Consider the following 24,763-nt stretch of genomic DNA (forward strand, 5'->3'; position numbering starts at 1 on the left):
CTCGCGTGGGCCGTATTGCTCCAAAAGACTTGCGGGGGTCATTAAAGCTCCTCTTGCCATTAGAATGCTTTTTTCGGGTTCGTATTGTCGGGTAAGGCTCCCCGGGCCGCAACCCAACGAGCCAACTTTAGCACGACCGTTCTATTTTATGCCAGAATGGCACCCTCTCCGCGGAAAGGGCCGTCCGGCGAACCCTCATACCTGAACAGGAAGCGCACATGGGCCGTTCGATCAATCTGGAAGGCAAGGTGGCGATGATCACGGGCGCGTCGAGCGGCCTGGGCAAGCGTTTTGCCCAGGTGCTTTCGCAGGCCGGCGCGAAGGTGGTGCTGGCGAGCCGGCGGGTGGAGCGGCTCAAGGAACTGCGCGCCGAGATCGAGGCCGAAGGCGGCGCGGCGCATGTCGTCTCGCTCGACGTGACGGACTACCAGAGCATTCGCTCGGCTGTCGCCCACGCGGAAACGGAGGCGGGGACCATCGACATCCTCGTCAACAACTCCGGCGTTTCGACCACGCAAAAGCTCGCGGACGTCACGCCCGCCGACTTCGAATACGTGTTCGACACCAACGCGCGCGGCGCCTTTTTCGTCGCCCAGGAAGTGGCGAAGCGCATGATCATGCGCGGCAACGGCGGCGGTCCGAAGCCCGCGTACCGGATCATCAACATCGCTTCGGTGGCGGGGCTGCGCGTGCTGCCGCAGATCGGCCTCTACGCGATCAGCAAGGCCGCGGTCGTGCACATGACGAAGGCGATGGCGCTCGAATGGGGGCGCTACGGCATCAACGTGAACGCGATCTGCCCCGGCTATATCGACACCGAGATCAATCACCACCACTGGGCGACCGAGCAGGGCCAGAAGCTCGTCTCGATGCTGCCGCGCCATCGCGTCGGCACGCCCGAAGACCTGGACGGCCTGCTGCTGCTGCTGGCCGCCGACGAGTCGTCGTTCATCAACGGCTCGATCATCGCCGCCGACGACGGCTTCGGGCTCGCCTGAACGGCGTGCCCGGCGCCTCGGGCGGCGTCCCGTTTTCATGCAAAAAAGAAGTGCAATGAGCGATTACCACCCCGTTTTTGAAATGACCATGCCGATCCGCTGGGGCGACATGGATGCCTTCGGCCACGTGAACAACACGGTCTATTTCCGCTACATGGAGCAGGCGCGGATCTCTTGGTTCGAGCAACTGGGCGTGGCCGGCGGCAATGGGCAAGGGCAGGGGCCGGTGATCGTCAATGCGTCGATGGAGTTCCTCAAGCAACTGCACTATCCGGGCGATATCGTGTGCACCATGACCGTGGGCCAGCCCGGGCGCAGCAGTTTCGACACGGGCTTCGAACTGCGCCGCGCCGACGATCCGCAAACGCTCTATGCGCGCGGCGGGGCGCGCTGCGTCTGGATCGACTATGCGGCCGGCAAATCGGTGCCGATTCCCGATACGCTGCGCGATACCCTCGAGCACGCGCCGCTCGTGAAGGCCAGCCGGCCAGGTTGAGCCGCGGCGCCCGCGCCCGCTGCGCGCCCCGGCGCAGGCGCCGCTTCCCCGCGCGAGGCGCTACTCCCCAAGCAGCCGCTGCACGAGTTCGGTCGCGTTGCCGGTGTCGTACTTGCGCATGAGCCGCGCGCGATAGACGTCCACCGTGCGCGAGCTGATGTCGAGAATCCGCCCGATCTGCTTGCTCGTCTTGCCCGTGACCAGTTGCGCGGCGATCTCGCGTTCGCGCGGCGTCAGCTCCACGGCAACGCGGCGTGTCGCGCTCAAGTCTTCGAACGTCCACACGCCTGCCGCGTGGGGCGCCGCGCGGTCGAGCGAGCGGCCCGTCACGTGGCACCAGAAGAGCTCGGCGTCGGCGCGTTTCATGATGCGGTCGTCGGCGTAGCTGCCCTGGGCCGTCATGATGGGCGGAATGCGCTCGCCGATGCGCTCGAATTCGTCCGCCGACGGGTACAGCACCTGAAACGACTGGCCGATCAGCGCCTCGCGCGGGCAGCGGAAGATGGCCGCAACCTGATCGTTGCAGTCTTCGATCATGCGTTCGCGCGAGAGCACGAGGCCGATGGGCGCCAGATGGAAGGCGGTGCGGTAGTCGAGCGCGGAGCGTTCGGGCGCGACGCCGGCGGTAGCGGTGGCGACGTTGGGCTTGGCAGGCTTGGGCGTAGGCGGCATGGCGGCGGTGCGGGTATTGCTTTATGTAGTTTTGCGTATTGTGCCGTATCGCGCGGCAAGCGTACGCTTTGCACCCATTGGAGGGACGGTTCCAGGGCGGCGAGGCGTCGCGGCCGACTGCGGTGGCATCGGGCGCGGCATCGGGCAAAGGATCTGGCCGCTTCGCGGCAACGCCGCCGCGCTCGTGGATAAAATAAGGCTTTGCCCGGGCGCGCTCGCCTGGCTGCCGCACACGCCACGCGCGCTGCGCTTGCGATGCCCGCACGCGAGGCCGGAACGAACCGGATCGACGGATTTCCATTCGAGGAAGGGACACACTGATGAACAAAGTCTATGCAAGCGCGGCTGCCGCGCTCGACGGCATCGTCAAGGACGGCCAGACCTTCGCGGTCGGTGGGTTCGGGCTGTGCGGCATTCCCGAGGCGCTGATCGGCGCGCTGCGCGATTCGGGCGTGAAGGGCATCACCTGCATCAGCAACAATGCGGGTGTCGATGGCTTCGGTCTTGGCCTGCTGCTCGAAACGCGCCAGATCAAGAAGATGATCTCGTCGTACGTGGGCGAGAACAAGGAGTTCGAGCGCCAGTATCTCTCGGGCGAACTCGAGCTCGAATTCACGCCGCAAGGCACGCTGGCCGAAAAGCTGCGCGCGGGCGGCGCGGGCATTCCGGCGTTCTTCACCAACACCGGCTTCGGCACGCTGATTGCCGAGGGCAAGGAAACGCGCCAGTTCGGCGACAGGCACTACGTGCTCGAACACTCGCTGACCGCCGATGTCGCGCTCGTGAAGGCCTGGAAGGCCGACAAGTCGGGCAATCTGGTCTATCGCCGCACGGCGCGCAACTTCAACCCGATGTGCGCGATGGCGGGCAAGATCACGGTCGTGGAGGTCGAGGAAATCGTCGAGAACGGCGAACTCGATCCGGATGCGATCCATACGCCGGGTATCTTCGTGCAGCGCATCGTGCTCAATGCGCAACCGGAGAAACGCATCGAACAACGCACTGTGCGCGCTGGCAACTGAGGGGAGACCGATCATGGCATGGAATCGTGATGAAATGGCCGCACGCGCAGCGAAGGAACTGCAGGACGGCTTCTACGTGAACCTCGGCATCGGGCTGCCCACGCTCGTGGCGAACCACGTGCCCGCGGGCATGGAGGTGTGGCTGCAATCGGAAAACGGGCTGCTCGGCATCGGCCCGTTCCCGACCGAAGAGCAGGTGGACGCGGACATGATCAACGCCGGCAAGCAGACGGTGACCACGCTGCCGGGCTCGTCGATCTTCTCCTCGGCCGATTCGTTCGCGATGATCCGCGGCGGCCACATCAACCTGGCGATTCTCGGCGCGATGCAGGTGAGCGAAAAAGGCGACCTCGCGAACTGGATGATCCCGGGCAAGATGATCAAGGGCATGGGCGGCGCGATGGATCTCGTGGCGGGCGTCGGCCGCGTGGTGGTGCTGATGGAGCACGTCGCCAAGGGCGACCAGCACAAGATTCTCGAAGCCTGCACGCTGCCGCTCACCGGCGTGGGCGTGGTGGACGTGATCATCACCGATCTCGGCGTGATCGAGGTGTCGGACGCGGGCCTGAAGGTGACCGAACTCGCACCGGGCGTGAGCGTGGAGGAGATCAAGGCCAAAACGGGCGCGCCGCTCGACGTGAGCGCCGTGAGCTGATTGCTTTCGGGTTGGGCGCCGGCACGCACGCCGGCGCAACCGCTTCAGGCCAGGCGGGCGGGACTTCGGTCCCGCCCGCCTTGTTTTTGCAGGCTCGGTTCTGGCGCACCGGCGCCCACGCCGGTCCCGCGGCACAAAGCCGTTTACAATCGCCGCACAGCCTTTCAACGAGGATCGAGCGATGAGCGTACCGTCTGCCGTGCCGCGTCAAAACCATGTCCAGTGCCTGAGCCCCTCGGGTCTGCATCGCCTCGCCTATACGGAGTGGGGCGATCCTGCCAATCCGCGCGTGCTCGTCTGCGTGCATGGGCTCACGCGTTCGGGCCGCGATTTCGACCGGCTCGCCGCCGCGCTCTGCGGCACGTATCGCGTGGTGTGTCCCGACGTGGTCGGGCGCGGGCTCTCGTCGTGGCTCGTCGATCCGCGTGGCTACGGTGTCGCGCAATATGTGGCCGATATGGTCACGCTGATCGCGCGCACGGGCGCGCAGACCGTGGACTGGTTCGGCACCTCGATGGGCGGCTTGATCGGCATGGCGCTCGGCGGCCTGCCCGACACGCCGATTCGCCGCATGCTGCTCAACGACATCGGTCCGCACATCGAGCCCGAGGCGCTGGCCCGGATCGGCGAGTACGTGGGACGCGACCAGCCGTTCGAATCGCTGCAGGCCGGCATCGATCACGCCGCGCTGCTCGCGGCTTCGTTCGGCCCGCTCACGCCCGGGGAGTGGCGCGAGATCAATACGCCGCTGCTGCACGAAGTGGATGGCGCCTGGCGCTTTCGTTACGACCCGCGCATCGGCGAGCCCTTCAAGTCCGTCACGCCGGAGCAGAACGAGCAGGGCGAGCAGTTCCTGTGGCGCTCGCTGGCCGCGTTCAAGGGGCCGTTGCTGGTAGTGCGCGGCGCGCAGTCGGATCTGCTGTCGCGCGAAACGGCGGCGAAGATGGTCGAAACGGGGCACGACGTGTCGAGCGTCGAAATTGCCGGCACGGGGCACGCGCCGGCGTTTCTGGCCGCCGACCAGATCGAGCTGGCGCGGCGCTTCTTTTCCTGAGTGCGCGCCGAGGCGTCATAATACGAGATTAGACGGCGTGGCCCGGATCGCGAATCCGCCCGCGCCGGCATTCAACTTCTACGGGAATGTTCATGGCAGTCATTCGTCATCACGTCGGTCCGCGTCTTTCGGAAACGGCTATCCACAACGGCACGGTCTATCTCGCCGGCCAGATCGCGGAAGATACGAAAGAGGACATCGTCGGCCAGACGCGCGAAGTGCTCGGCCATATCGACCGCCTGCTCGGCGAAGCGAACAGCGACAAGTCGCTGCTGCTCTCGGTGCAGATCTATATCGCCGACATGAAGGACTTCGCGGGCATGAACGCCGCATGGGACGCCTGGGTTGCGCAAGGCGCCACGCCGCCGCGCGCGACGGTCGAAGCGAAGCTCGCGAATCCGGAATGCCTCGTGGAAATCGTGGTGGTGGCCGCGCAGCGCGACTGAGCGGCGCGCCGACGTTGGCTCTTTGCGTTGGCGCTTTGCGCTGGTTCTTTGTTGCGTTGCCGTTTCACCGATGTTCGACAAGTTCTGCCGTAGCCTGCCAGCCTGCCCGGCGGGCCCCGTCTCATGAGTAGCGATACCGTTCCGCACCCGCCCGCCGTGCTGCCGTCGATCGAAGATGCGCTCGCCTTCGTGCGCGAGCACGCGGGAGACGCACGCCTGTCCACCGGCGAGTTGCTTGTCGACCACGCGATCGGCACGGCGTCGATCATGGGGCTGTTGAACGTCGATCCGCCGGCGGTGCTCGCGGCGGCGCTCTTCAATCTCGCCCCGCATCTGGACGACCCGGAAACGACGCTCGAAGCCCGCTTCGGCGCCGAGGTGACGCGGCTCGTCTTCGACGTGCGCAAGCTGCTCAAGCTCGGCACCGTGAGCCTGCGCGCCGCGCAGAACGCCGCGGCCGACACCGGCCGCGACGCGCAGTCCGAGCGCCGCGCCCAGGTCGAGTCGCTGCGCAAGATGCTGCTCGCGTTTGCGCAGGATATCCGCGTGGTGCTGATCCGGCTTGCCTCGCGGCTGCAGTCGCTGCGCTACTACGCCGCCGCGAAGATCACGCCTGCCCCCGAAGTGGCGCGCGAGACGTTCGAGATCTACGCGCCGCTCGCGAACCGCCTCGGCATCTGGCAACTGAAGTGGGAGCTCGAAGACCTCGCGTTCCGCTTCGAGGAGCCGGCCACCTACAAGCGCATCGCAAAGCTGCTCGACGAGAAGCGCGCGGAGCGCGAAAGCTATGTGACGGGCGCGATCGAGCGGCTCGAGCGCGAGCTTGCTGCCGCGCATATCCAGGCCGAGGTGAGCGGGCGCCCCAAGCACATCTACAGCATCTGGAAGAAGATGCGGGGCAAGGACCTCGACTTCTCCGAACTCTACGACGTGCGCGCGTTTCGCGTGATCGTGCCGGACATCAAGGACTGCTACACGGTGCTCGGCATCGTGCACAACCTCTGGCAGCCGGTGCCGCGCGAGTTCGACGACTACATCTCGCGGCCGAAGCCCAACGGCTATCGCTCGCTCCATACGGTCGTGATCGGCGACGACGGCCGCGCGTTCGAAGTGCAGATCCGCACCCAGGAGATGCACCAGTTCGCCGAGTACGGCGTCGCCGCGCACTGGCGCTACAAGGAAGCCGGCTCGAAGGGCTACGGCGGCCAGGTGAGCGCGAGCGGCAGCTATGACGAGAAGATCGCGTGGCTGCGCCAGTTGCTCGCGTGGAAGGACGATGTCGCCGACGGCCAGCAGTCCTGGGAGCAACTGCGCAACACCACGCTCGACGACGACCACATCTACGTGCTCACGCCGCAGGGGCGGGTGATCCCGCTGCCGCAGGGGGCGACGCCGCTCGACTTCGCCTATCACCTGCACAGCGACCTCGGGCACCGCTGCCGCGGCGCGCGCGTCGACGGGGCGATGGTGCCGCTCGACACGGCCCTGCACAACGGTCAGACCGTCGAGATCATCACGGTGAAGGAGGGCGGTCCGTCGCGCGACTGGCTCAATCCGCAGCTCGGCTACCTGCACAGCACGCGCGCGCGGCAGAAGGTGCGCGCGTGGTTCAACACGATCGACGCGGCGGAGAACGTTGCGAACGGCCGCGCGATGGTCGAAAAGACGCTGCAGCGCGAAGGCAAGACCTCGGTCAACCTGGACCAGCTTGCCGCGAAGCTCGGCTTCAAGACGACCGACGAGTTGTTCTCCGTGGTCGGCAAGGAAGAGTTCAGCCTGCGCAACGTCGAGGCGGCGCTGCACGAGGCGCCCGCGGCGGAGCCCGAAGCCGAGGCCACGCCCGAGCAGTTCACGAGGCGCGCGAGCGGCGCGAACGTGGCGCACGGCGGTTCGTCGGGCGTGCTCGTGGTGGGCGTGGACGCCTTGCTCACGCAGCTCGCGCGCTGCTGCCGGCCGGCGCCGCCCGACGAGATCAGCGGTTTCGTCACGCGCGGCAAGGGCATGTCGGTGCACCGCAGCGACTGCCCGACCTTCCTGCGCATGGCGCACCGCGCGCCCGAGCGCGTGCTGCAGACCACCTGGTCGGCCGACGTGATGGGCGGGCGCGGCCAGTCGGTTTATCCGGTGGATATCTCGATCGAGGCGAGCGACCGCCAGGGTCTGCTGCGCGACATCTCCGAAGTGTTCGCGCGCGAGAAGATGAACGTGATCGGCGTGAAGACGCAGTCGCGGCGCAATGCGGCGTACATGCTGTTTACCGTCGAGGTGTCGAGCTCCGCGCAGATCCAGCGCGCGTGCGTGCTGCTCGGCGAAGTAGGCGGCGTGGTGAGGGCGGCGCGCAAGGGCTGATGCGGCGGTTTGCGGGCATGCGGGCGCGGGCGCCTTGCCGGGGCAATGCCGCACCGCAAAATAGGGCTTGCCAAGGTCGCCGGAACATCGTATAGTCTCACTTCTTCAGGCTCGTAGCTCAGCTGGTTAGAGCACCACCTTGACATGGTGGGGGTCGTTGGTTCGAGTCCAATCGAGCCTACCAACGAAATCGAAGTCGCGATGGCAGGGCAACGGCATCGAGGCTTCATGTGCAGTAAGGCGCAAGGCGCTCAAGGCGAATACGGTTATGACACCGCGAACGTTCACCGAAACCACTTCGGAGCGACGCTAGTCGAGGACCTCTTTCGCCCTGCAATCTGGTTTGAAAAGTGAATGCGGCCCCTCGAAAGCGGGGCCGCATTTTTTTTCGCCGCGAGATTTGCGCAGGTTGTTCCCACGAACGGATACGACGTGCCTTCAGGGCACTTCTGGAGAAAAACATGGTTGCGATACGTCTGCCCGATGGTTCGGTTCGACAGTACGATCATCCCGTCACGATTGCCGAAGTGGCGGCGTCGATCGGCCCCGGTCTCGCCAAGGCGGCGCTCGGCGGCAAGCTCGACGGCGAGCTGGTCGATACGTCCACGCTGATCGATCGCGACGCATCGCTTGCCATCGTCACGGACAAGGACGCCGACGGCCTCGACATCATCCGCCACTCCACGGCGCACTTGCTGGCCTACGCGGTCAAGGAACTGTATCCAGAAGCGCAGGTGACGATCGGGCCGGTGATCGACAACGGCTTCTACTACGACTTCGCCTACAACCGCCCGTTCACGCCCGAAGATCTCGAAAAGATCGAAAAGCGCATGCAGGAGCTCGCGAAGAAGGACGAGCCGGTGTCGCGCCGCGTCGTCTCGCGCGGCGAGGCGGCGGACTACTTCAAGAGCATCGGCGAGAAGTACAAGGCCGAGATCATCGAGTCGATTCCGGGCGATCAGGACATCAAGCTCTACTCGCACGGCGGCTTCACGGATCTGTGCCGCGGCCCGCACGTGCCGTCCACGGGCAAGCTGAAGGTCTTCAAGCTCATGAAGGTCGCGGGTGCCTACTGGCGCGGCGACGCGAAGAACGAGCAGTTGCAGCGCATCTACGGCACGGCCTGGACGAAGAAGGAAGACCAGGACCAGTACCTGCACATGCTCGAAGAGGCCGAAAAGCGCGACCACCGCAAGCTCGGCAAGCAGCTCGACCTGTTCCACATGCAGGACGAGTCGCCGGGCATGGTGTTCTGGCACCCGAAGGGCTGGACGCTCTGGCAGCAGGTCGAGCAGTACATGCGCGCCCGCTTGCGCGTGGCCGGCTACGACGAGATCAAGACGCCCATGATCATGGACCGCTCGCTGTGGGAAGCGTCGGGCCACTGGCAGAACTACCGCGAGAACATGTTCACGACGGAGTCGGAAAAGCGCGACTACGCCGTCAAGCCGATGAATTGCCCGGGCCACGTGCAGGTGTTCAACCACGGCCTGCGCTCGTACCGCGACCTGCCGCTGCGCTACGCCGAATTCGGCTCGTGCCACCGCAACGAGGCGTCGGGCGCGCTGCACGGCCTCATGCGCGTGCGCGGCTTCGTGCAGGACGATGCGCACATCTTCTGCACGGAAGGCCAGATCATCGCCGAGTCGATCGCCTTCAACACGCTCGCGATGAGCATCTACAAGGATTTCGGGTTCGATCACATCGACATCAAGCTCTCGCTGCGCCCGGATTCGCGCGCGGGGACGGATGAAACGTGGGATCGCGCCGAGCAGGGCCTGCGCGACGCGCTGACGGCCTGCGGCCTGCGGTGGGAAGAGCTGCCGGGCGAGGGCGCGTTCTACGGCCCGAAGGTCGAGTACCACATCAAGGACGCGCTCGGCCGCTCTTGGCAATGCGGCACGCTGCAGCTCGACATGGTGCTGCCGGAGCGCCTCGGCGCCGAGTACGTGGCCGAGGACAATAGCCGCCGCCGCCCGATCATGCTGCACCGGGCGATTCTCGGTTCGATGGAGCGTTTCCTCGGCATTCTGATCGAGCACCATGCCGGTGCGATGCCTGCGTGGCTCGCGCCGGTGCAGGCTGTCGTGATGAATATCGCGGAAAGTCAGGCCGAATATGCCGCCAATCTGGTCCAATCGTTGCAAAAACAAGGGGTTAGAGTGCAGGCCGATTTGCGCAACGAGAAAATTAGCTATAAAATACGCGAGCACACGCTTGAGAAGGTCCCGTACCTGCTTGTCGTCGGCGACAAGGAGCGTGAAGCACAGACGGTAGCCGTGCGTGCCCGTGGCGGCGTCGATCTGGGTGTCATGCCCCTCGATGCCTTCTCCGAGCGCCTGCGCGAGGACGTGCAGACGTTCCGGTGAACCACTCCGGCAGCGCGGCTTGTTTTTTTAATTTTTAGAGGAAACGTAACATCGCTACTGAAAAGTCGCATCGCATCAACGGCGAAATCACTGCGCCCGAGGTGCGTCTCGTCGGAATCGAGAACGAGCCGCTTGGCATCGTAAAGCTGGCCGAAGCGTTCCGCATGTCGGAACAGCAGGACGTCGATCTGGTTGAAATTGCCCCGCAGGCGGTGCCCCCGGTCTGCCGTTTGATGGATTACGGCAAATTCAAGTACCAGGAGGCGAAGAAGCAGCACGAGGCCAAGCTCAAGCAGAAGGTGATCCAGGTGAAGGAAGTCAAATTCCGCCCGGGTACCGACGACGGTGATTACAACGTCAAGCTGCGCAATCTCGTCCGCTTCCTCGAAGACGGCGACAAGACGAAGATCACGTTGCGTTTCCGGGGCCGCGAAATGGCCCACCAGGAAATCGGCATGCGCATGCTCGAACGTCTGCGTACCGACCTCGAAGAGGTGGGCCAGGTCGAGCAGATGCCGAAGATGGAAGGGCGCCAGATGATCATGGTGCTCGCTCCGAAGAAAAAGAAGTAAGCATGCGAGGCGCGCAGGCTTCGATCGCTGATCGGACTGCGCCTCGGGTGAGAGCGGTTTGAAGTACGCCACGGCGGCATTGGCAGCCGCGGCGGGAAGCAGGTTCCGGAACGGCGCCCGCGCAACCAGCGGGCGTTTTTCCTGAAAGCGGCGGCGAGCTTGTTCTTTTAAAAGCCGGCCAGCTGCCAAAACAAGTGGAGTGGGTTTCGAAGGGCGGTCTGAGGGCAAGGTGTCCTGAACACTGAGCCAGCCGCACACCCATGTCCATCAAATAATGGAGTTTTTGTCATGCCGAAGATGAAGACCAAGAAGAGCGCTGCGAAGCGCTTCGTGGTCCGTCCGGGCGGTACCGTCAAGCGCGGTCAAGCCTTCAAGCGTCACATCCTGACCAAGAAGACCACCAAGAACAAGCGTCATCTGCGTGGTGCAACGGCCGTTCATGAGGCCGATCTGAAGTCCGTTCGCGCAATGATGCCGTTCGCGTAATCCTCAACCGACAACTCACAGGAGCTAAACATGCCTCGAGTCAAACGTGGGGTTACCGCACGGGCCCGTCACAAGAAGATCATCAAGCTGGCCAAGGGTTACCGCGGCCGTCGCAATAACGTCTATCGCATCGCCAAGCAGGCGGTCATGCGCGCGGGCCAGTACGCCTACCGCGATCGCCGCAACAAGAAGCGTGTGTTCCGCGCACTGTGGATCACGCGTATCAACGCGGCGGTGCGTCAGCACGACATGACCTACAGCGTGTTCATCAACGGCCTGAAGAAGGCTTCGATCGAACTCGACCGCAAGGTTCTGGCCGACATGGCAGTGTTCGACAAGCCTGCATTTGCTGCGATCGTCCAGCAAGTGAAGGCCGCCGTCGCCGCCTGATCGTTACCCCGTCAAACGGGTATTGCGCAGGTTCGTTGCAGCAGACACTCCGGTTGTTTCGGTGATGCTGCAACAAAAACGGGGCTCCTCACCGAGCCCCGTTTTTGTTGGTCAATACGTTTGCCGCGCACGCTTCATGCCGTGCTTCGCCCGTTTCGCGAGGCATGGCGCAAGACTCAAACACTGACGCCGAAAAAGATGGGATCAATGGATCTGGACCAGATTGTCGCCGACGCGCAAAGCGCCTTCGCCGCCGCCCCTGACGTCAACACGCTCGAAAACGAGAAGGCACGCTTTCTCGGCAAGTCGGGCGCGCTGACCGAATTGCTCAAGGGGCTCGGCAAGCTCGATCCCGAGACGCGCAAGACCGAAGGCGCACGCATCAACGCCGTGAAGCAGCAGGTCGAAGCCGCGCTCACCGCGCGCCGCCAGGCGCTGGCGGATGCGCTCCTGAACCAGCGCCTCGCCGCCGAAGCGATCGACGTCACGCTGCCGGGCCGCGGCACGGGCACGGGCAGCCTGCATCCCGTGATGCAGACGTGGGAGCGCGTCGAGCGGATCTTCGGCTCGATCGGCTTCGACGTGGCCGACGGTCCCGAGATCGAGACCGACTGGTACAACTTCACCTCGCTCAACAGCCCCGAGAACCATCCGGCGCGCTCGATGCAGGACACGTTCTACGTGGACGGCAAGGACGCCGAAGGCCGGCAGCTGCTCCTGCGCACGCACACGAGCCCGATGCAGGTGCGCTACGCGCGCACGCACACGCCGCCCATCAAGGTGATCGTGCCGGGCCGCACGTACCGCGTGGACAGCGACGCCACGCACTCGCCGATGTTCAACCAGGTCGAAGGCCTGTGGATCGAGGAGAACATCAGCTTCGCAGACCTGAAGGGCGTCTACAGCGACTTCCTGAAGAAGTTCTTCGAGCGCGACGATATCAAGGTGCGCTTCCGTCCGTCGTACTTTCCGTTCACGGAGCCTTCGGCCGAAATCGACATGATGTTCGAAGAAGGCAAGAACGCCGGCAAGTGGCTCGAAATCTCGGGCTCGGGCCAGGTGCACCCGACCGTGATCCGCAACATGGGACTCGACCCGGAGCGCTACATCGGCTTCGCCTTCGGCAGCGGTCTCGAACGTCTGACGATGCTGCGCTACGGGGTGCAGGATCTGCGTCTGTTCTTCGAAGGCGACCTGCGCTTTTTGCGGCAGTTCGCTTAAAGAAGCCACGCATCCGCGGTTCGCGTTGCGGACGCAGCACTGAAGTGCCAGTGCGCGGTCATCCGCAACGCGACGGTCTCAATCTGTCTGGAACGTAAAACGAAATGCTATTTCCCGAATCCTGGCTGAGAAGCTTTGTCGATCCGAAGCTCACGACCGACGAACTGGCCCACGCGCTTACGATGTCGGGCCTCGAAGTCGAAGGCCTGCGCCCGGCTGCGCCGCCCACCTCGAAGATCGTCGTCGGCCGCGTGCTCGAAGTCGCCAGGCACCCGGACGCGGACAAGCTCAACGTGTGTCAGGTCGATGCCGGCACGGGAGCGACGCTGAACATCGTGTGCGGCGCGCCGAACGTGGCGCCCGGCATCAAGGTGCCGGTGGCGCTCGTCGGTGCGGAACTGCCGCCGGCCGAAGAGGGTGGCAAGCCGTTCGCGATCAGGCTCTCGAAGCTGCGCGGCGTGGAAAGCCAGGGCATGCTGTGCTCGGCGCGCGAACTGAAGCTCTCGGAAGACCACAGCGGCCTCTTGATCCTGCCGGAAGACACGCCGATCGGCCAGGACATCCGCGAGACGCTGAACCTCGACGACACCATCTTCGAAATCAAGCTCACGCCGAACAAGGCCGATTGCCTTTCGGTGTACGGCGTCGCGCGCGAGACCGCGGCGATCACGGGTGCGCCCCTGAAGGCGCCCGCGTTCCCGAAGGTCGAAGTGAAACTCAACGAAACGTTGCCCGTGAAGATCTCGGCGCCGGATCTGTGCGGCCGCTTCTCGGGCCGCGTGATCCGCGGCGTGAACGCGCACGCGAAAACGCCGCAGTGGATGGTCGAGCGTCTCGAACGGTCGGGCCAGCGCAGCATCTCGGCACTCGTCGACATCTCGAACTACGTGATGCTCGAACTGGGCCGCCCCTCACACGTGTTCGATCTCGACAAGATCCACGGCTCGATGGACGTGCGCTGGGGCCGCAAGGGCGAATCGCTCAAGCTGCTCAACGGCAACACCGTCGAAGTGGATGAAACGGTGGGCGTGATCGCCGACGACCGCGAGATCGAGAGCCTTGCCGGCATCATGGGTGGTGACAGCACGGCCGTCTCGCTCGATACGAAGAACATCTATCTCGAAGCCGCTTTCTGGTGGCCCGACAGCATTCGCGGCCGCTCGCGCCGCTACAACTTCTCGACCGATGCGGGTCATCGCTTCGAGCGCGGCGTGGACTGGTCCACGACCGTCGAGCACATCGAGCGCATCACGCAGTTGATCCTCGACATCTGCGGCGGCGCGGCCGGCCCGATCGACGACCAGAGCGTGAACGTGCCCACGCGCGCGCCGGTGACGATGCGCGTCGCGCGCGCGGCTCGCATCATCGGCGTGCAGATCGGCGCGGACGAGATCGCGCAGATTTTCACGCGCCTCGGCCTCGCGTTCACGCGCGACGGCGACACGTTCAGCGTGACGCCGCCGCCGTACCGCTTCGACATCGAGATCGAGGAAGACCTGATCGAGGAAGTCGCGCGCATTTACGGCTTCGAGAACATTCCGGCGAACCCGCCCGTTGCGCGCAGCGAAATGCGCGCAACCCACGAGACGCGCCGCTCGATTCACGCGGTCCGTCATGCGCTTGCCGCCCGCGACTACGCGGAGACGATCAACTTCAGCTTCGTCGATGCCGAGTGGGAGCAGGATTTCGCGGGCAACGACAAGCCGGTGCAACTGCTCAACCCGATTGCGAGCCAGCTTTCGGTGATGCGCACGACGCTCTTCGGCAGCCTCATTAACGTGCTGCGCCATAACCTCAACCGCCGCGCGGATCGCGTGCGCGTGTTCGAAGCGGGCCGCGTGTTCCTGCACGACCGCTCGATCAAGGCTGGCGAGATGACGGTGGAAGGCTTCGCCCAGCCGAAGATGATCGGCGCGCTGGCCTATGGTCCCGCGCTCGAAGAGCAGTGGGGCGCGGCCACGCGTGGCGTGGACTTCTTCGACGTGAAGAGCGATCTCGAAGCGCTGTTCGCCTCGCTGGGTCCGGCCAGGGCGGCGCGCTTCGTGAAAGCGGAGCACCCGGCGCTGCACCCGGGCCGCAGCGCGCGCGTGGAAGTGGATGGCAAGGCGGTGGGCTGGATTGGCGAATTGCATCCGCGCTGGATGCAGAAGTACGACCTGCCGCACGCGCCGATCCTCTTCGAAGTGGAGGCCGATGCGCTGATGGCGCGCGAGTTGCCCACGCCCGCCGAGGTCTCGAAGTTCCCGCCGGTGCGCCGCGATATCGCGCTCGTCGTCGATCAGAAGATCGAGGTGCAGACACTGCTGGACGAGTTCCAGAAGGGCCTCCAGGACGAGGCCTGCAAGATTGTCCAGAGGGTTGCGTTGTTCGATGAATTTCGTGCAAAATCAAATACTTCCGGACTTGGCGAGAACGAGAAAAGCCTTGCCTTCCGGGTGACCCTGCAAGATACTGGCGGAACCCTTCAGGACGAGACGGTCGATGCGGCCATCAAGTCCCTGGTGGATCGCCTGGCTCGAGTGTATGGCGCCCGGCTGCGTGGCTAAGGTCTGACAGGCCTGGAGACAGGCCTCAAAAAAGGCCGAGGCTCACGCGTACCGTTGACAGGCTTCCGGCTTGCGACGCCGTTGCATCCGGAAGCGCGCCATTTCAAAGATAGATGAACGAAATGAACTCGAGTGATTTCGAAGCCCTCCTTGCGGCACAGCGTAGCGCCATGATTCGCGACCTTCCTGCCTCATCGGCGAACGCCACGACGGACACGCCCACGCTGACCAAAGCCGAACTGGCGGAGCTGCTGTTCGACAACGTCGGGCTCAACAAGCGTGAAGCGAAGGACATGGTGGAAGCGTTCTTCGAAGTGATCCGCGACGCGCTGGAAAGCGGTGACAGCGTGAAGCTGTCGGGCTTCGGCAATTTTCAGCTGCGCGACAAGCCGCAACGTCCCGGCCGCAATCCCAAGACGGGCGAGGCGATTCCGATTGCCGCGCGCCGCGTGGTGACGTTTCATGCGAGCCAGAAATTGAAGGCGCTGGTGGAAAGCGGCGCCGAAGCGAGCTTTACCCGCTAAGCACGCACCGGCGCCCCCGCCGCGGCGGCAGCGAGGCGGGCAGCGTGACGAAGCGGCACCGCGATATTGCGCAACCACCACGACGGCAACCCGGCGATGACATCGACAATCGAAAAGGTCGTCTTGCCTCCGATTCCCGCCAAGCGCTACTTCACGATTGGCGAGGTGAGCGAGCTGTGCGGCGTGAAGCCCCACGTGCTGCGTTACTGGGAGCAGGAGTTCACGCAGTTGAAGCCGGTGAAGCGGCGGGGCAACCGCCGCTATTACCAGCATCATGAAGTGCTGCTGATCCGGCGCATTCGCGAACTGCTCTACGAGCAGGGCTTCACGATTAATGGCGCGCGCAACCGTCTGGATACGCATGGCGGCGCGATCGACGAGCCGGCGCCGCCCGATGCGGAGCAGGCTACCGCTGTGCAGGGGACGACGGCGCTGGTGGATGTCGATCAGTTGCGCAAGGAATTGCTGCATGTGCTCGATCTGCTCGGGCGCTAAAGCGGGCGCGGGCGAATTTTCGTGTGAGCAGTTCTAATTGGTCAAAGGGTCTGTTATACTTTCTAGCTCTTTCGGGGCGTAGCGCAGCCTGGTAGCGTACCTGCATGGGGTGCAGGTGGTCGGAGGTTCAAATCCTCTCGCCCCGACCAGATAAACCCTTGAATTCTCTAAAAATTCAAGTGGATCAATGGCTTAAAGCAGGGTGTAGCCGGTGTCATATACACTTGTTACACTCTGCACGCCATGACAAACAATCTCGAAAAGCGCGGCAACGTCTATTACTTCCGCCGCAAAATTCCCGTCGATCTTCAAAGGCACTTCCAGCGAGCGCAAGTCATGTATTCGCTGAGGACGCGCGACTACGCTGAAGCCAAGCGCCTTGCTGCCGAGCACACGGTAGCGATAAACGTGCAATTTGAAGACGCCCGCAGGAGGCTCGGTGAGCCTGCATCGCCACCTAAGCGGGAGCCGGTGGTACTGCGCGAATACGTCTTGGACCCTGACACGCTCGACGGCCTGCCATCGGGGCAGAAGGTGCTTTTCGACCCCACCAATCCGGGCGACCATGTAGAGGTCACGCTTGCCGGCGAACCTGCGGCGCTCCTGTATGAGGACGCCGTGCTAAGGGGTAGCGGGGAGCCCTTATCCAAAGGATATAAGCGGCAGGTAAAGGACGCGCGCAAGTACAAAACTGCCTTACTCGTCGCGCGGGCGGTGGACGCAGAGCGCGTGACTCCTGCATCACCCCCGGCCAAAACAACGTATCCGAGTGCCATCAAGGGGTCAGCGTCCGAGGGGCATCTCGCCGCGCTGGCCGAATCGTGGGCTAAGGAGCGCAAGCCCGAGCAGCAGACCGTAGCGATCATGGATCGGGTGGTAGGGCGCTTCTACGAATACGTAGGCCGTGTACCCGTGAATGCGATTACTAAGGCCCATGTAGTCCAGTTCAAGGACAAGATGCTGGAAGCGGGACAGTCTAGCGCGAACACGGACGGCCATCTGACCAATCTCCGCACGCTCCTTAACTTCGCGGTCGCAAACCTTAAAGCCGAGTATAACGCTGCGGACGGCATCAAGGTGGGTGATCGACGTAACGCCAAAGCTGCGCGTCTGCCATTTGATTTGCCTGCCTTGAGGTCCATTTTCGAGAGCCCTGTTTATTCCGTAGGCTACCGGCCCGATGGCATCGATTGGGAACCCGAGGCGGCGTATTGGTTGCCCCTCATCGCCTTGTATTCCGGCGCGCGCATTGAGGAGATCGCGCAGCTTGCTCCAGGGGACGTCTACGAAGAAACCTATTACGCGGATGACGCCGAGGATACTGCTCGCTCCGCTTGGGTGTTCCGCTTTACCGACGAAGGGGAGGGGCAGGGAGTGAAGAACGGGGGCAGCGTGCGACGCATCCCGGTTCACCTCGCGCTGATCGAGCGGGGCCTAATCGAATTCATCCGGAAGCGGGTGGGCCAGAAGCGCATCTTTGCAATGGCTCTCGACAGCAGGGGCCGGGAGGGGGCGAACTTCGGCAAGTGGTTCGGTAAGTACCTGCGAAGGTCGTGCGAGGTTAAGAACGCTCGCATGACGTTTCATAGCTTTCGCCACACATTCAAGGACATCTGCCGCGCACGTGGAATAACCGAAGAGGTGCACGACGCGTTGACGGGCCACGCCTCGGGCAAGGTTTCGAGGCAGGTCTACGGGGGTCTCACATACCCGCTTGCGCCACTTGTTGAGGCCATGGACCGATACCGTGTGCAGGGGCTGGAACTGCCCACGCCTGTTATGCAGACCCCTTAGATACCGGAACCGCGTAAACCGCGCTATTATGAATTTGGCGGACCCGTAGGACTGAATCCGCCTCCGACAGGGCGAAACTCGGGATGGGCTGCCGCTGCGGGGTTTGCCGGTTCCCGACACAACAATACCGGCCCACCTCATCACCTCATGGCTTTCCGCCTCGCGGTTTGCGCCGCCGGTAATTCACGGTCGGTCTCGCCCTGCTGCTCCTGGGTCGTCGCCCGTGCCGCCGACTCTCGATACACGGCTACGCTCGGCCGCGCTTTTACATCCTCGTAAAGATGATGCTCCGGCCAGTTTTTCGCGGCCATGATCTTCTCTTGAAGGACATTTTTGGACTTGGCCGGTACGATCACCTCGCCTGTCCGTGCATCCTTCTGTTCGGGATACTCGCCCGGTATGTAGATGGAATCCCACGCCTCCCTGTCGGCGAACTCCCACAGGAACACCTTGAGGTCCGTCGAGGATGGTGGCACAGGTACGTCGAATTGCTTACCGCTTACCGGGTCTTGTACGGTTGTGCCCTTGACGTTGTAGCCATTTGGCCCACGCAGATTCGCGTAGGTTCGTTTGCCGTCCTTGCTCTTGGAGTGGAAAATCTCTACGAGGTACGGCTCGCCCAAAAGCTCGGCCATGTGTTTAGCTTTGCCCGAGTAGTTCATCTGCCGGAACAGCTTGTAGAAGTGTGCTTTCTCGTTCAGGACGAGGTTTTCCCATGCCGCGATACGCTGCGGTTCCTTCTCGCCGTTTGCATCGCGCGGCGGATGGTTCGGGCCGGAAAGCTCAAAAACGAGGCCCACCTTGTCGCGGACTTTCTTCTGTCCTTGAAACTCTTCCTCGTGCTTGCCTACCTCGTAGTAGCCAACGAACCGGGCGCGGGCAATCCCATCAGCAGGGACTTCGTGGCCGCCTCCTTGTACTTTGCTAATGTGAGGACTGCGCTTGGCGGCCTGCGCGATCAAGTCCCAGAAGGATAATTTACCTGTCATGCTGCGGGTGCTCCGGTTCAGGATAGGAGCGGGTATATTGCGGGGACACGCCGTCACGGGCCAGATAGGATACACGCGGGATGCAACAAGCCACCGACATATATACCCATATGATTAGCGAAGCAGCCAACCGGCTTGCCGCTGCCTCAACGTTCCTCGATTTGTTCAAGGACGGTAAAGGTGTTGCCTATCTAGAAGCGTCCGCGCTGCAATTGCGCAAGGGGTTAGAGGCAATCGCATTTGCTGCCATCGCACCCAATCACTCGGCGTATGCAAAGCATCGCGCCAAGGCTGAGAAGAGTCCCGACTACACCAAGGACTACCACGCTAAGCGGATACTAAACGATCTGGCGCGAGTCAACCCCGACTTTTATCCGCTACCTATTCTGCCCGGTAAAAACATTGCCCCCGTGAGTTCGCCTAACAACCTCTTTCACTACGACTGCAAGGAATCGGGCTACCTCACAAAAGACGCATTTACCGACATTTACGACCGCCTTGGCAAGCATTTGCATGCGCGCAATCCTTGGAGCACAGGGAGCGCACTGGCGGGCTTACCTGAGCTTATCGCCAGCACGGTGGAGGCTGCACACGGCCTTATTGAACTACACGTCGCATTTATTCGTACCCCCGAAGTCTCAGGGGTGTGGCTGGTAGAGATTCCGCGCGGCTCGCTAGTGCCAAAGATGATACTGGCCCAGGCGGAAGGCCCGTATGTCGTTCTGAGGCACCCTTAAAGGGCAACACCATGAGCGAGCCTGTTACGAGCCTAAACAGGCTTTCTCCTCTGCTGCGCGACGCTTCACGAGGCCGGCCAGTTTCTTACCTCCGCTATACACCCATGCGGCGAGGCCCTTACAGGCTTGCTCATGGCGTCCTGCATTCAAGTCCCGCAAGATGGTCGAGCGGGCGAAATTCCCCTGCCCCACGTTGAAAGTGAAGTCCGTATAGGCCAAGTCCTCGCCCGCAGTCAGAGGCACCTTTGCGAGCGATTTAACGGCCCTCTGTGCCGTCGCGATATCCTGCCCTAGCAGGTAGCTACAAACGTCGTCCGAGTACGTAGCGCCGGCTTTTAGTGGCTTTCCGTCCGGTCCTGTGTAGGCGTGGCCGGCGCATACCGTCGAGATTCCTGCCGGGTCTTTGTAGACCGTGTTGCGGATGCCCTCATAACCCGAAGTGAAGAGGGCAATAGCCACCGCCGCCGAACCTGCCGCCCTGGCGACGATAGCCGTATTGATTTTTGCTATATAGTAGTCCTATTGGGTATAGATGGAAGAAAGGCCGCTTGTGAACCGCGATAGATTGCGCGCCATGGGATCAGCCGCTTCGACCGGGCATTAGTAGAGACGAGCGATTCAGGAGTCCCGCGTTCGGTCTGGAGGCTTGATGCGGCCACCTGTTCTATCACGTCCTCCATCCCATAGAAGTCGCGGAACGCGGGACATACTTTGATGACCTTATTCGTAAAGATGTGCGACAGGCGGGGATCGTTGCTGGTGTCGCGCTGCTGGGGTTTGCCAACCCGCCGCTTCCGGCAACAGGGTCAATAACTCACAGTCATTCGATCCCAAAGACGGTCTCCTCTCTTCCGCATGACTATCCCAAGTAATCAGACACGGACTTGCAATCGCGCTAAGATACAGGTCGGCGGACCCGTAAGCTGCATCCGCCTCCGACAGGGCGAAACTCGGGATGGGCTGCCGCTGCGGGGTTTACCGGTTCCCGACACAACAATACCGGCCCACACTGTTTCTGCGTGCCGCCCATACCGGGGCAGATGCCCCCCGGTAAAATAATCTTATTAGAATGCGAAAAAATTATTTTGTTGTTTTATCGTTAATCTTGACGATAAGTTCCATCCTATTGTCAGCAAGCACGGGAAGCACGTATCTTTATCATGATCTAGCATTTTATGTCGCCTCCATTACCGGTGTGGCGTTGCTCGTCCTGCTGTTATTTCGCATGACGCAGATGAAAATCGCGGACGACGAAATAAAAGGTCAGGACTGGGGAATTCCTTTTATATACACAATGGGCTTCGTCCTGCTTGTCGTGTTTTACATTATTGAATGGTACTTTCTTGGTTGCTACGGGCCACCCAATCCAAGTGATCGGAAGCAATTGTTGAGTGAGCTAGCAAATCATCCCGGATTGCAGGATTCAATTTACTTCTCAATAATTACGTCAACCACATTGGGATATGGTGATCTCGCTCCACTTACAGGTGGGGCAAAAATGCTGGCATCCACTCAGGCGCTAACCTGTTCGATTTACATGGCTACTGGCTTGGCCATTCTTTTAACCAAACGCCGAGACCCTGTTAAGCAATGATCGGGGCAGATTGCTTCGTCCTCAACGCCTGTCGAACCGGCAATACAAGTGTCGCTTTGCAAGCCTCCCCAATCCGTTCCCGCTTGGTTGTCCGCGAGGACACCTGAAATTCGCGCGTCAGGGTCTGGTCATCGGCCAAGATGCCGCGCTTGTACAGAATGGCCTTCAATGCCTTACGCTTGCGTGCCTTGTGGTTCGGTAGGATGCAGGCGCACGTATATGCAATCCATCTGTCGAGCAAATCGGCCAGAGGTTCCAAGAGACCGCCCCGACTGTTACGCATCTTGAGCACATACCGGATGAACTCTCGCTCGGTTGGCGCACTGGCGGCGATCAAGCCGTGAATGCGAATAGCGCGGTCGGATGGCGAGTCCGCAACGTATGCACCACGTTTGCGGGCCTCTGTGCTGGTCAGAATCTCGCCGGTCTCGGCATCGGCCCAAGTATCCGGCTGTACCTGCGTCACCTTGCCGAGAACGGGCCTCGCACGCCAACCAATCGCGTTCAGTTCGATTTTGCTACGCGTCCGATGAATGCCGCTGATAGGTACGCATCGCGGCGGCGGGTAACTCCCGGCGTACTGTTCGTCATCGTCCAGCGTGCTTCTACGGCTGCCCCATCCATACACGGGCCGAGGCTGGTAGTTGGCCTGGTGTTTAGCGATTTCCTCATCGGTAAAGCGGCGCTTCTTGAAAAGATGCGGATAGTTGATCGTGTCGGGATCGTGTACAAGCTGCCCCGATGCAGCCAGATTTTGTATCAGGCGGGATACGTCAAAGCTGATCTTGAATTCTCCAAAAGTGGTGGAAAACACCAGATTTCAAAAACTGAAACCCTTGCGGGACGGGGCTTTTCGGACCCGACTATTATTAATATACGGCGAGATACCGGAATGGTTCTTTGGGATGACGATTCAGGCATCGTACTCGCTCTGCCCGGTCTGCTATCGCAACCCGAACATAGCTCGTCCTGAATCAACGGTTCCAATGATGACTAGCATCAAGTGGAAATCCATCAGGTCCGTAAGCACTCTTGACCTTGTATCCGTTATCTTTGTTGGTCTTGTCTACATGGCAATCATGGCAGAGCAATTGCAAGTTCTCATCTGCATCTGTTCCGCCTTGTTCAACCGGGATGATGTGGTCTACTTCTCCGGTACGGACAGCAATGCCGCAGCATTGACAGGTGTACTTATCCCGTAGCCGGATACGCTCTCGTATGGTCTGCCATGCACCACCCGACAGGTCACTGAGGCGCTTACCCTCGGACTGTCCGGCCCGCACAGCACGCCGCCCATTCCTCGGTCTACGCTTAGTCCCAGTGCTGGACGATGCAACACAGAACGGACAGCGCCATTCAAGCCCTGTTGGTTGCCATTCAGGATGCTTGCTACATTCTGACAATAACGCACTCCTTATTATAGGCCCGTAGAGCCGTTGCAATGATTTGGGTATACCGTGCCATACCCATCGCGCTGCAAGGGTTTCAGAGAGGCCGTACGACAGTCGTAGAGGTATTCGCATACGGGGGGGGTATCGGAAATTGCGGAGGTCGAAGGCCGAAGCACCGACTGGTCAAAGTCAAAATATCGCTAAGTCCAAAAATTCCTGACCGAAACTGACCACCGCTCTTGAAAGCTCAAGGAAGTCCTTAATTCCGGCAGGAAATCTCCCGAGAGGCGCTTGGCTAGCCCTATGGATACCCCGCCTGGCACACTCTCGAATAAAATAAGGCGTCCATTCGACGGGAGAGGCCATGAGCGATTTTGTGACGGCTTTAGTAGCCTTTGCCGGGGTAGTTGCAGGCGGCTACTTTAACAATTTCATAGGCGAGGATTACCGCCGCTTCCGAGACGGGCAGGCTCTGGCCGGGGCGCTTGCTGGTGAACTGAAATCTCACGGCACTGCAATCCCGACCCTCAAGACCACACTTGAGAACCTGCTCTCCAGGCTGGAGGGGCCAAACGGTAGCCTCCAGGTTGTGCAGCGTGATTTTGAATCGGCCAACAGCCCCGTATTTGACGCGAACGTGGGCCGGATAGGGTTGCTTGGACCGCAATTGGCGGAGGAGGTTGCGTACGTCTATGAGGCAATCCGAGCCTTTCGAATGACCACAAAGACGCTTGCAAAGTTCGCCCACGAGGTTGAGCCGGCGCATTCGGCCATGATGCTACGAAACGCGTTGCAGTTAGTCGAGAACGCTGACAAGCGGGGAACCGATCTCGTCGTCGCCCTGCGGGCATTTGCAATCGAGCGATATCGATTTCCGTGGAGTAGGTAGGTCCCGATGTTGTGCGCGCACGCGTGCGTGAGGGAATGACGGCCCCTACAGAACCGCCACTACCTACGCCTTACCTACTATGTAGCGTCCTGCGTTCGGTACATTTGGAGCGGCAATTCCCGGGCCTTCGTTATCCATAGACCCCGGGCATTCCTACTCATTCCCCGGCCCTGCATTTCCGCAAGGGTCATACATCGCCTATCGTGCGGTAGATACTTTCCATCTGGCCCGACTCGACCGTAAGCGCCTGTCCGGTGCATGTCGAATGCTCGCGAGGACTTGAAGCGTTCTTCGCAGGACGGGCAAACGTTATTATCGTTAGATAGCCTCATTCGCTACCCCGTGCTGGTCGTGTAGCTTCATCGCCTGTCTCACTTCGCACTGGATCACGCGTATTAGCACCTCCTCGGCTGCTACATCACGATTCGACAGTTGTTGCCGGCTGCATAGCTGATGCAGGTACCTCGCGGCACTCCGTAGATGCGCCTGGGCATCCCGTAACGACTCACCCAGTTCGCCCGTCGCCGTCCGTGCTGCCGTCAGACACGCCGTGTCAGCATCGGCGGGAGACGTGTAATTGCACGTAAGTCCCGGTCCGTAACATCGGGTGAGGATGTCGCTGCGCAGCCGCATGTTGACGCGTGCGCGTCGCTTCCCGTCACGCCATTCGTCAGTTGGCAGGTACAGCATATGGGCCGCCGTGAGAAGGTGACTCCGGCTCATATTGCTCCCTCCGGCGCATTCCAGCAGGCTACAAGCTCGCATATAGTGCGGTGAGGTACGCGCAGATTATCTGCGACCGAGTGAAGCTTGCTAACGTCGCTGGGGTGGATACCGGCGCGGAACTCTCGATCCAACGAAGCGCCCCTGACGGTGAATTGCGGGCCGACCGATTGGCCGAGGGCGCGGGCTTTGCGTCGGAAGTATTGCGCTGCGCTCATGCCGCACGCCTGCGACTCAGACATGAGCCGCCATGCACCATACCCGCTGACACGGAACGCACGATCCGGATACGGACGTGGCGCCTTCTGGCTGGCTACGCTATCCATCCGCACCCGAACATACAAACAAGAT

General features: G+C 61.8%; 24 protein-coding genes, 2 tRNA genes and 1 pseudogene. 21 read left to right on the forward strand and 6 right to left on the reverse strand.

Annotation, left to right across the window (positions count from 1 at the left end; all coding sequences use genetic code 11):
• Positions 1-218 precede the first annotated feature (218 nt).
• On the forward strand, positions 219-998 hold the full coding sequence (locus BFE01S_RS33975) for an SDR family oxidoreductase (protein WP_028229332.1): 780 nt from the start codon (positions 219-221) through the stop codon (positions 996-998).
• A 55-nt stretch (positions 999-1,053) separates the two neighbouring features.
• The gene (locus BFE01S_RS33980) at positions 1,054-1,494 is read left to right on the forward strand and encodes an acyl-CoA thioesterase (protein WP_028229333.1); all 441 of its coding nucleotides are present in this window, start codon (positions 1,054-1,056) and stop codon (positions 1,492-1,494) included.
• A 60-nt stretch (positions 1,495-1,554) separates the two neighbouring features.
• Here BFE01S_RS33980 and BFE01S_RS33985 read toward each other — a convergent pair whose 3' ends face one another.
• Entirely contained in the window at positions 1,555-2,166 is a 612-nt protein-coding gene (locus BFE01S_RS33985; RefSeq protein WP_156967257.1) for a PAS and helix-turn-helix domain-containing protein, read from the reverse strand.
• A 320-nt stretch (positions 2,167-2,486) separates the two neighbouring features.
• Between BFE01S_RS33985 and BFE01S_RS33990 the strand changes: the two genes are divergently transcribed.
• From BFE01S_RS33990 to BFE01S_RS42160, 16 genes are all read left to right on the forward strand, one after another.
• The gene (locus BFE01S_RS33990) at positions 2,487-3,188 is read left to right on the forward strand and encodes a CoA transferase subunit A (protein WP_028229335.1); all 702 of its coding nucleotides are present in this window, start codon (positions 2,487-2,489) and stop codon (positions 3,186-3,188) included.
• Positions 3,189-3,201: 13 nt separating this feature from the next.
• Positions 3,202-3,843 carry a CoA transferase subunit B gene (locus BFE01S_RS33995; protein WP_028229336.1) on the forward strand — a complete coding sequence of 214 codons (642 nt, stop codon included), beginning with the start codon at positions 3,202-3,204 and terminating at the stop codon, positions 3,841-3,843.
• A 181-nt stretch (positions 3,844-4,024) separates the two neighbouring features.
• Positions 4,025-4,897: an alpha/beta fold hydrolase gene (locus BFE01S_RS34000; protein WP_028229337.1), complete on the forward strand. Its 873-nt coding sequence runs from the start codon at positions 4,025-4,027 to the stop codon at positions 4,895-4,897.
• Between the two features lie 92 nt (positions 4,898-4,989).
• The gene (locus tag BFE01S_RS34005; RefSeq protein WP_028229338.1) at positions 4,990-5,343 is read left to right on the forward strand and encodes a RidA family protein; all 354 of its coding nucleotides are present in this window, start codon (positions 4,990-4,992) and stop codon (positions 5,341-5,343) included.
• Between the two features lie 123 nt (positions 5,344-5,466).
• A complete protein-coding gene (locus tag BFE01S_RS34010) occupies positions 5,467-7,692 on the forward strand; it encodes a RelA/SpoT family protein (RefSeq protein ID WP_028229339.1) in 2,226 nt (741 codons plus the stop codon).
• Between the two features lie 107 nt (positions 7,693-7,799).
• Positions 7,800-7,876, forward strand: a tRNA-Val gene (locus tag BFE01S_RS34015).
• A 277-nt stretch (positions 7,877-8,153) separates the two neighbouring features.
• On the forward strand, positions 8,154-10,061 hold the full coding sequence (gene thrS, locus BFE01S_RS34020) for a threonine--tRNA ligase (protein ID WP_028229340.1): 1,908 nt from the start codon (positions 8,154-8,156) through the stop codon (positions 10,059-10,061).
• A gap of 50 nt (positions 10,062-10,111) precedes the next feature.
• The gene (gene infC, locus BFE01S_RS34025; protein ID WP_084170393.1) at positions 10,112-10,633 is read left to right on the forward strand and encodes a translation initiation factor IF-3; all 522 of its coding nucleotides are present in this window, start codon (positions 10,112-10,114) and stop codon (positions 10,631-10,633) included.
• Positions 10,634-10,921: 288 nt separating this feature from the next.
• Positions 10,922-11,119, forward strand: a complete 198-nt coding sequence (gene rpmI, locus BFE01S_RS34030; RefSeq protein WP_028229342.1) for a 50S ribosomal protein L35 — start codon at positions 10,922-10,924, stop codon at positions 11,117-11,119.
• Positions 11,120-11,149: 30 nt separating this feature from the next.
• Positions 11,150-11,509, forward strand: a complete 360-nt coding sequence (gene rplT, locus BFE01S_RS34035) for a 50S ribosomal protein L20 (protein WP_028229343.1) — start codon at positions 11,150-11,152, stop codon at positions 11,507-11,509.
• 207 nt (positions 11,510-11,716) lie between these two features.
• Positions 11,717-12,730, forward strand: coding sequence for a phenylalanine--tRNA ligase subunit alpha (pheS, locus tag BFE01S_RS34040; RefSeq protein ID WP_028229344.1), 1,014 nt, complete (start codon positions 11,717-11,719; stop codon positions 12,728-12,730).
• Between the two features lie 104 nt (positions 12,731-12,834).
• The gene (gene pheT, locus BFE01S_RS34045) at positions 12,835-15,276 is read left to right on the forward strand and encodes a phenylalanine--tRNA ligase subunit beta (protein ID WP_028229345.1); all 2,442 of its coding nucleotides are present in this window, start codon (positions 12,835-12,837) and stop codon (positions 15,274-15,276) included.
• 113 nt (positions 15,277-15,389) lie between these two features.
• Positions 15,390-15,800 carry an integration host factor subunit alpha gene (locus BFE01S_RS34050; protein ID WP_028229346.1) on the forward strand — a complete coding sequence of 137 codons (411 nt, stop codon included), beginning with the start codon at positions 15,390-15,392 and terminating at the stop codon, positions 15,798-15,800.
• A gap of 96 nt (positions 15,801-15,896) precedes the next feature.
• Positions 15,897-16,295 carry a MerR family transcriptional regulator gene (locus BFE01S_RS34055; protein ID WP_028229347.1) on the forward strand — a complete coding sequence of 133 codons (399 nt, stop codon included), beginning with the start codon at positions 15,897-15,899 and terminating at the stop codon, positions 16,293-16,295.
• Positions 16,296-16,367: 72 nt separating this feature from the next.
• Positions 16,368-16,444, forward strand: a tRNA-Pro gene (locus BFE01S_RS34060).
• Between the two features lie 94 nt (positions 16,445-16,538).
• Positions 16,539-18,089 (forward strand): site-specific integrase, encoded by a 1,551-nt coding sequence (locus BFE01S_RS42160; protein WP_052421068.1) that lies wholly within the window; start codon positions 16,539-16,541, stop codon positions 18,087-18,089.
• Positions 18,090-18,229: 140 nt separating this feature from the next.
• On the opposite strand, the gene BFE01S_RS41325 is transcribed toward BFE01S_RS42160, so the two are convergent.
• Entirely contained in the window at positions 18,230-19,078 is an 849-nt protein-coding gene (locus BFE01S_RS41325) for a hypothetical protein (protein WP_052421069.1), read from the reverse strand.
• 80 nt (positions 19,079-19,158) lie between these two features.
• Here BFE01S_RS41325 and BFE01S_RS34075 point away from each other — a divergent pair, with 80 nt between their 5' ends.
• Positions 19,159-19,815, forward strand: a complete 657-nt coding sequence (locus BFE01S_RS34075; RefSeq protein ID WP_028229348.1) for a hypothetical protein — start codon at positions 19,159-19,161, stop codon at positions 19,813-19,815.
• Positions 19,816-19,839: 24 nt separating this feature from the next.
• On the opposite strand, the gene BFE01S_RS34080 is transcribed toward BFE01S_RS34075, so the two are convergent.
• The gene (locus tag BFE01S_RS34080) at positions 19,840-20,274 is read right to left on the reverse strand and encodes a lysozyme (RefSeq protein ID WP_052421070.1); all 435 of its coding nucleotides are present in this window, start codon (positions 20,272-20,274) and stop codon (positions 19,840-19,842) included.
• A gap of 47 nt (positions 20,275-20,321) precedes the next feature.
• Positions 20,322-20,588, reverse strand: a pseudogene (locus BFE01S_RS46685) (hypothetical protein); the annotation flags it as partial.
• A 452-nt stretch (positions 20,589-21,040) separates the two neighbouring features.
• Between BFE01S_RS46685 and BFE01S_RS43680 the strand changes: the two are divergent.
• Complete coding sequence (locus tag BFE01S_RS43680; protein ID WP_169742700.1) at positions 21,041-21,409, forward strand: potassium channel family protein; 369 nt, start codon at positions 21,041-21,043, stop codon at positions 21,407-21,409.
• Here BFE01S_RS43680 and BFE01S_RS34085 read toward each other — a convergent pair.
• Positions 21,399-22,223, reverse strand: a complete 825-nt coding sequence (locus BFE01S_RS34085; RefSeq protein ID WP_028229350.1) for a hypothetical protein — start codon at positions 22,221-22,223, stop codon at positions 21,399-21,401. The genes BFE01S_RS43680 and BFE01S_RS34085 overlap by 11 nt on opposite strands.
• 160 nt (positions 22,224-22,383) lie before the next feature.
• Entirely contained in the window at positions 22,384-22,932 is a 549-nt protein-coding gene (locus BFE01S_RS43685) for an HNH endonuclease (protein WP_084170396.1), read from the reverse strand.
• 232 nt (positions 22,933-23,164) lie between these two features.
• Here BFE01S_RS43685 and BFE01S_RS41335 point away from each other — a divergent pair, with 232 nt between their 5' ends.
• Positions 23,165-23,689, forward strand: coding sequence for a hypothetical protein (locus BFE01S_RS41335; RefSeq protein ID WP_052421072.1), 525 nt, complete (start codon positions 23,165-23,167; stop codon positions 23,687-23,689).
• Positions 23,690-24,763 lie beyond the last annotated feature (1,074 nt).

The organism is Paraburkholderia ferrariae NBRC 106233 (genome assembly GCF_000685035.1).
GTDB lineage: Bacteria > Pseudomonadota > Gammaproteobacteria > Burkholderiales > Burkholderiaceae > Paraburkholderia > Paraburkholderia ferrariae.

Excerpts from the sequence above, each read along its gene's own strand:
- BFE01S_RS33995 (WP_028229336.1), top strand. The coding sequence starts at position 3,202 with ATGGCATGGAATCGTGATGAAATGGCCGCACGCGCAGCGAAGGAACTG.
- BFE01S_RS43685 (WP_084170396.1), bottom strand. The coding sequence starts at position 22,932 with ATGCGAATACCTCTACGACTGTCGTACGGCCTCTCTGAAACCCTTGCA.
- BFE01S_RS41335 (WP_052421072.1), top strand. The coding sequence starts at position 23,165 with ATGAGCGATTTTGTGACGGCTTTAGTAGCCTTTGCCGGGGTAGTTGCA.
- BFE01S_RS33990 (WP_028229335.1), top strand. The coding sequence starts at position 2,487 with ATGAACAAAGTCTATGCAAGCGCGGCTGCCGCGCTCGACGGCATCGTC.
- BFE01S_RS34000 (WP_028229337.1), top strand. The coding sequence starts at position 4,025 with ATGAGCGTACCGTCTGCCGTGCCGCGTCAAAACCATGTCCAGTGCCTG.
- rpmI (WP_028229342.1), top strand. The coding sequence starts at position 10,922 with ATGCCGAAGATGAAGACCAAGAAGAGCGCTGCGAAGCGCTTCGTGGTC.
- BFE01S_RS41325 (WP_052421069.1), bottom strand. The coding sequence starts at position 19,078 with ATGACAGGTAAATTATCCTTCTGGGACTTGATCGCGCAGGCCGCCAAG.
- BFE01S_RS43680 (WP_169742700.1), top strand. The coding sequence starts at position 21,041 with ATGACGCAGATGAAAATCGCGGACGACGAAATAAAAGGTCAGGACTGG.
- BFE01S_RS34055 (WP_028229347.1), top strand. The coding sequence starts at position 15,897 with ATGACATCGACAATCGAAAAGGTCGTCTTGCCTCCGATTCCCGCCAAG.
- BFE01S_RS34005 (WP_028229338.1), top strand. The coding sequence starts at position 4,990 with ATGGCAGTCATTCGTCATCACGTCGGTCCGCGTCTTTCGGAAACGGCT.
- BFE01S_RS34075 (WP_028229348.1), top strand. The coding sequence starts at position 19,159 with ATGCAACAAGCCACCGACATATATACCCATATGATTAGCGAAGCAGCC.
- pheS (WP_028229344.1), top strand. The coding sequence starts at position 11,717 with ATGGATCTGGACCAGATTGTCGCCGACGCGCAAAGCGCCTTCGCCGCC.
- BFE01S_RS42160 (WP_052421068.1), top strand. The coding sequence starts at position 16,539 with ATGACAAACAATCTCGAAAAGCGCGGCAACGTCTATTACTTCCGCCGC.
- rplT (WP_028229343.1), top strand. The coding sequence starts at position 11,150 with ATGCCTCGAGTCAAACGTGGGGTTACCGCACGGGCCCGTCACAAGAAG.
- thrS (WP_028229340.1), top strand. The coding sequence starts at position 8,154 with ATGGTTGCGATACGTCTGCCCGATGGTTCGGTTCGACAGTACGATCAT.
- BFE01S_RS34010 (WP_028229339.1), top strand. The coding sequence starts at position 5,467 with ATGAGTAGCGATACCGTTCCGCACCCGCCCGCCGTGCTGCCGTCGATC.
- pheT (WP_028229345.1), top strand. The coding sequence starts at position 12,835 with ATGCTATTTCCCGAATCCTGGCTGAGAAGCTTTGTCGATCCGAAGCTC.
- BFE01S_RS33980 (WP_028229333.1), top strand. The coding sequence starts at position 1,054 with ATGAGCGATTACCACCCCGTTTTTGAAATGACCATGCCGATCCGCTGG.
- BFE01S_RS34050 (WP_028229346.1), top strand. The coding sequence starts at position 15,390 with ATGAACGAAATGAACTCGAGTGATTTCGAAGCCCTCCTTGCGGCACAG.
- BFE01S_RS33975 (WP_028229332.1), top strand. The coding sequence starts at position 219 with ATGGGCCGTTCGATCAATCTGGAAGGCAAGGTGGCGATGATCACGGGC.
- BFE01S_RS33985 (WP_156967257.1), bottom strand. The coding sequence starts at position 2,166 with ATGCCGCCTACGCCCAAGCCTGCCAAGCCCAACGTCGCCACCGCTACC.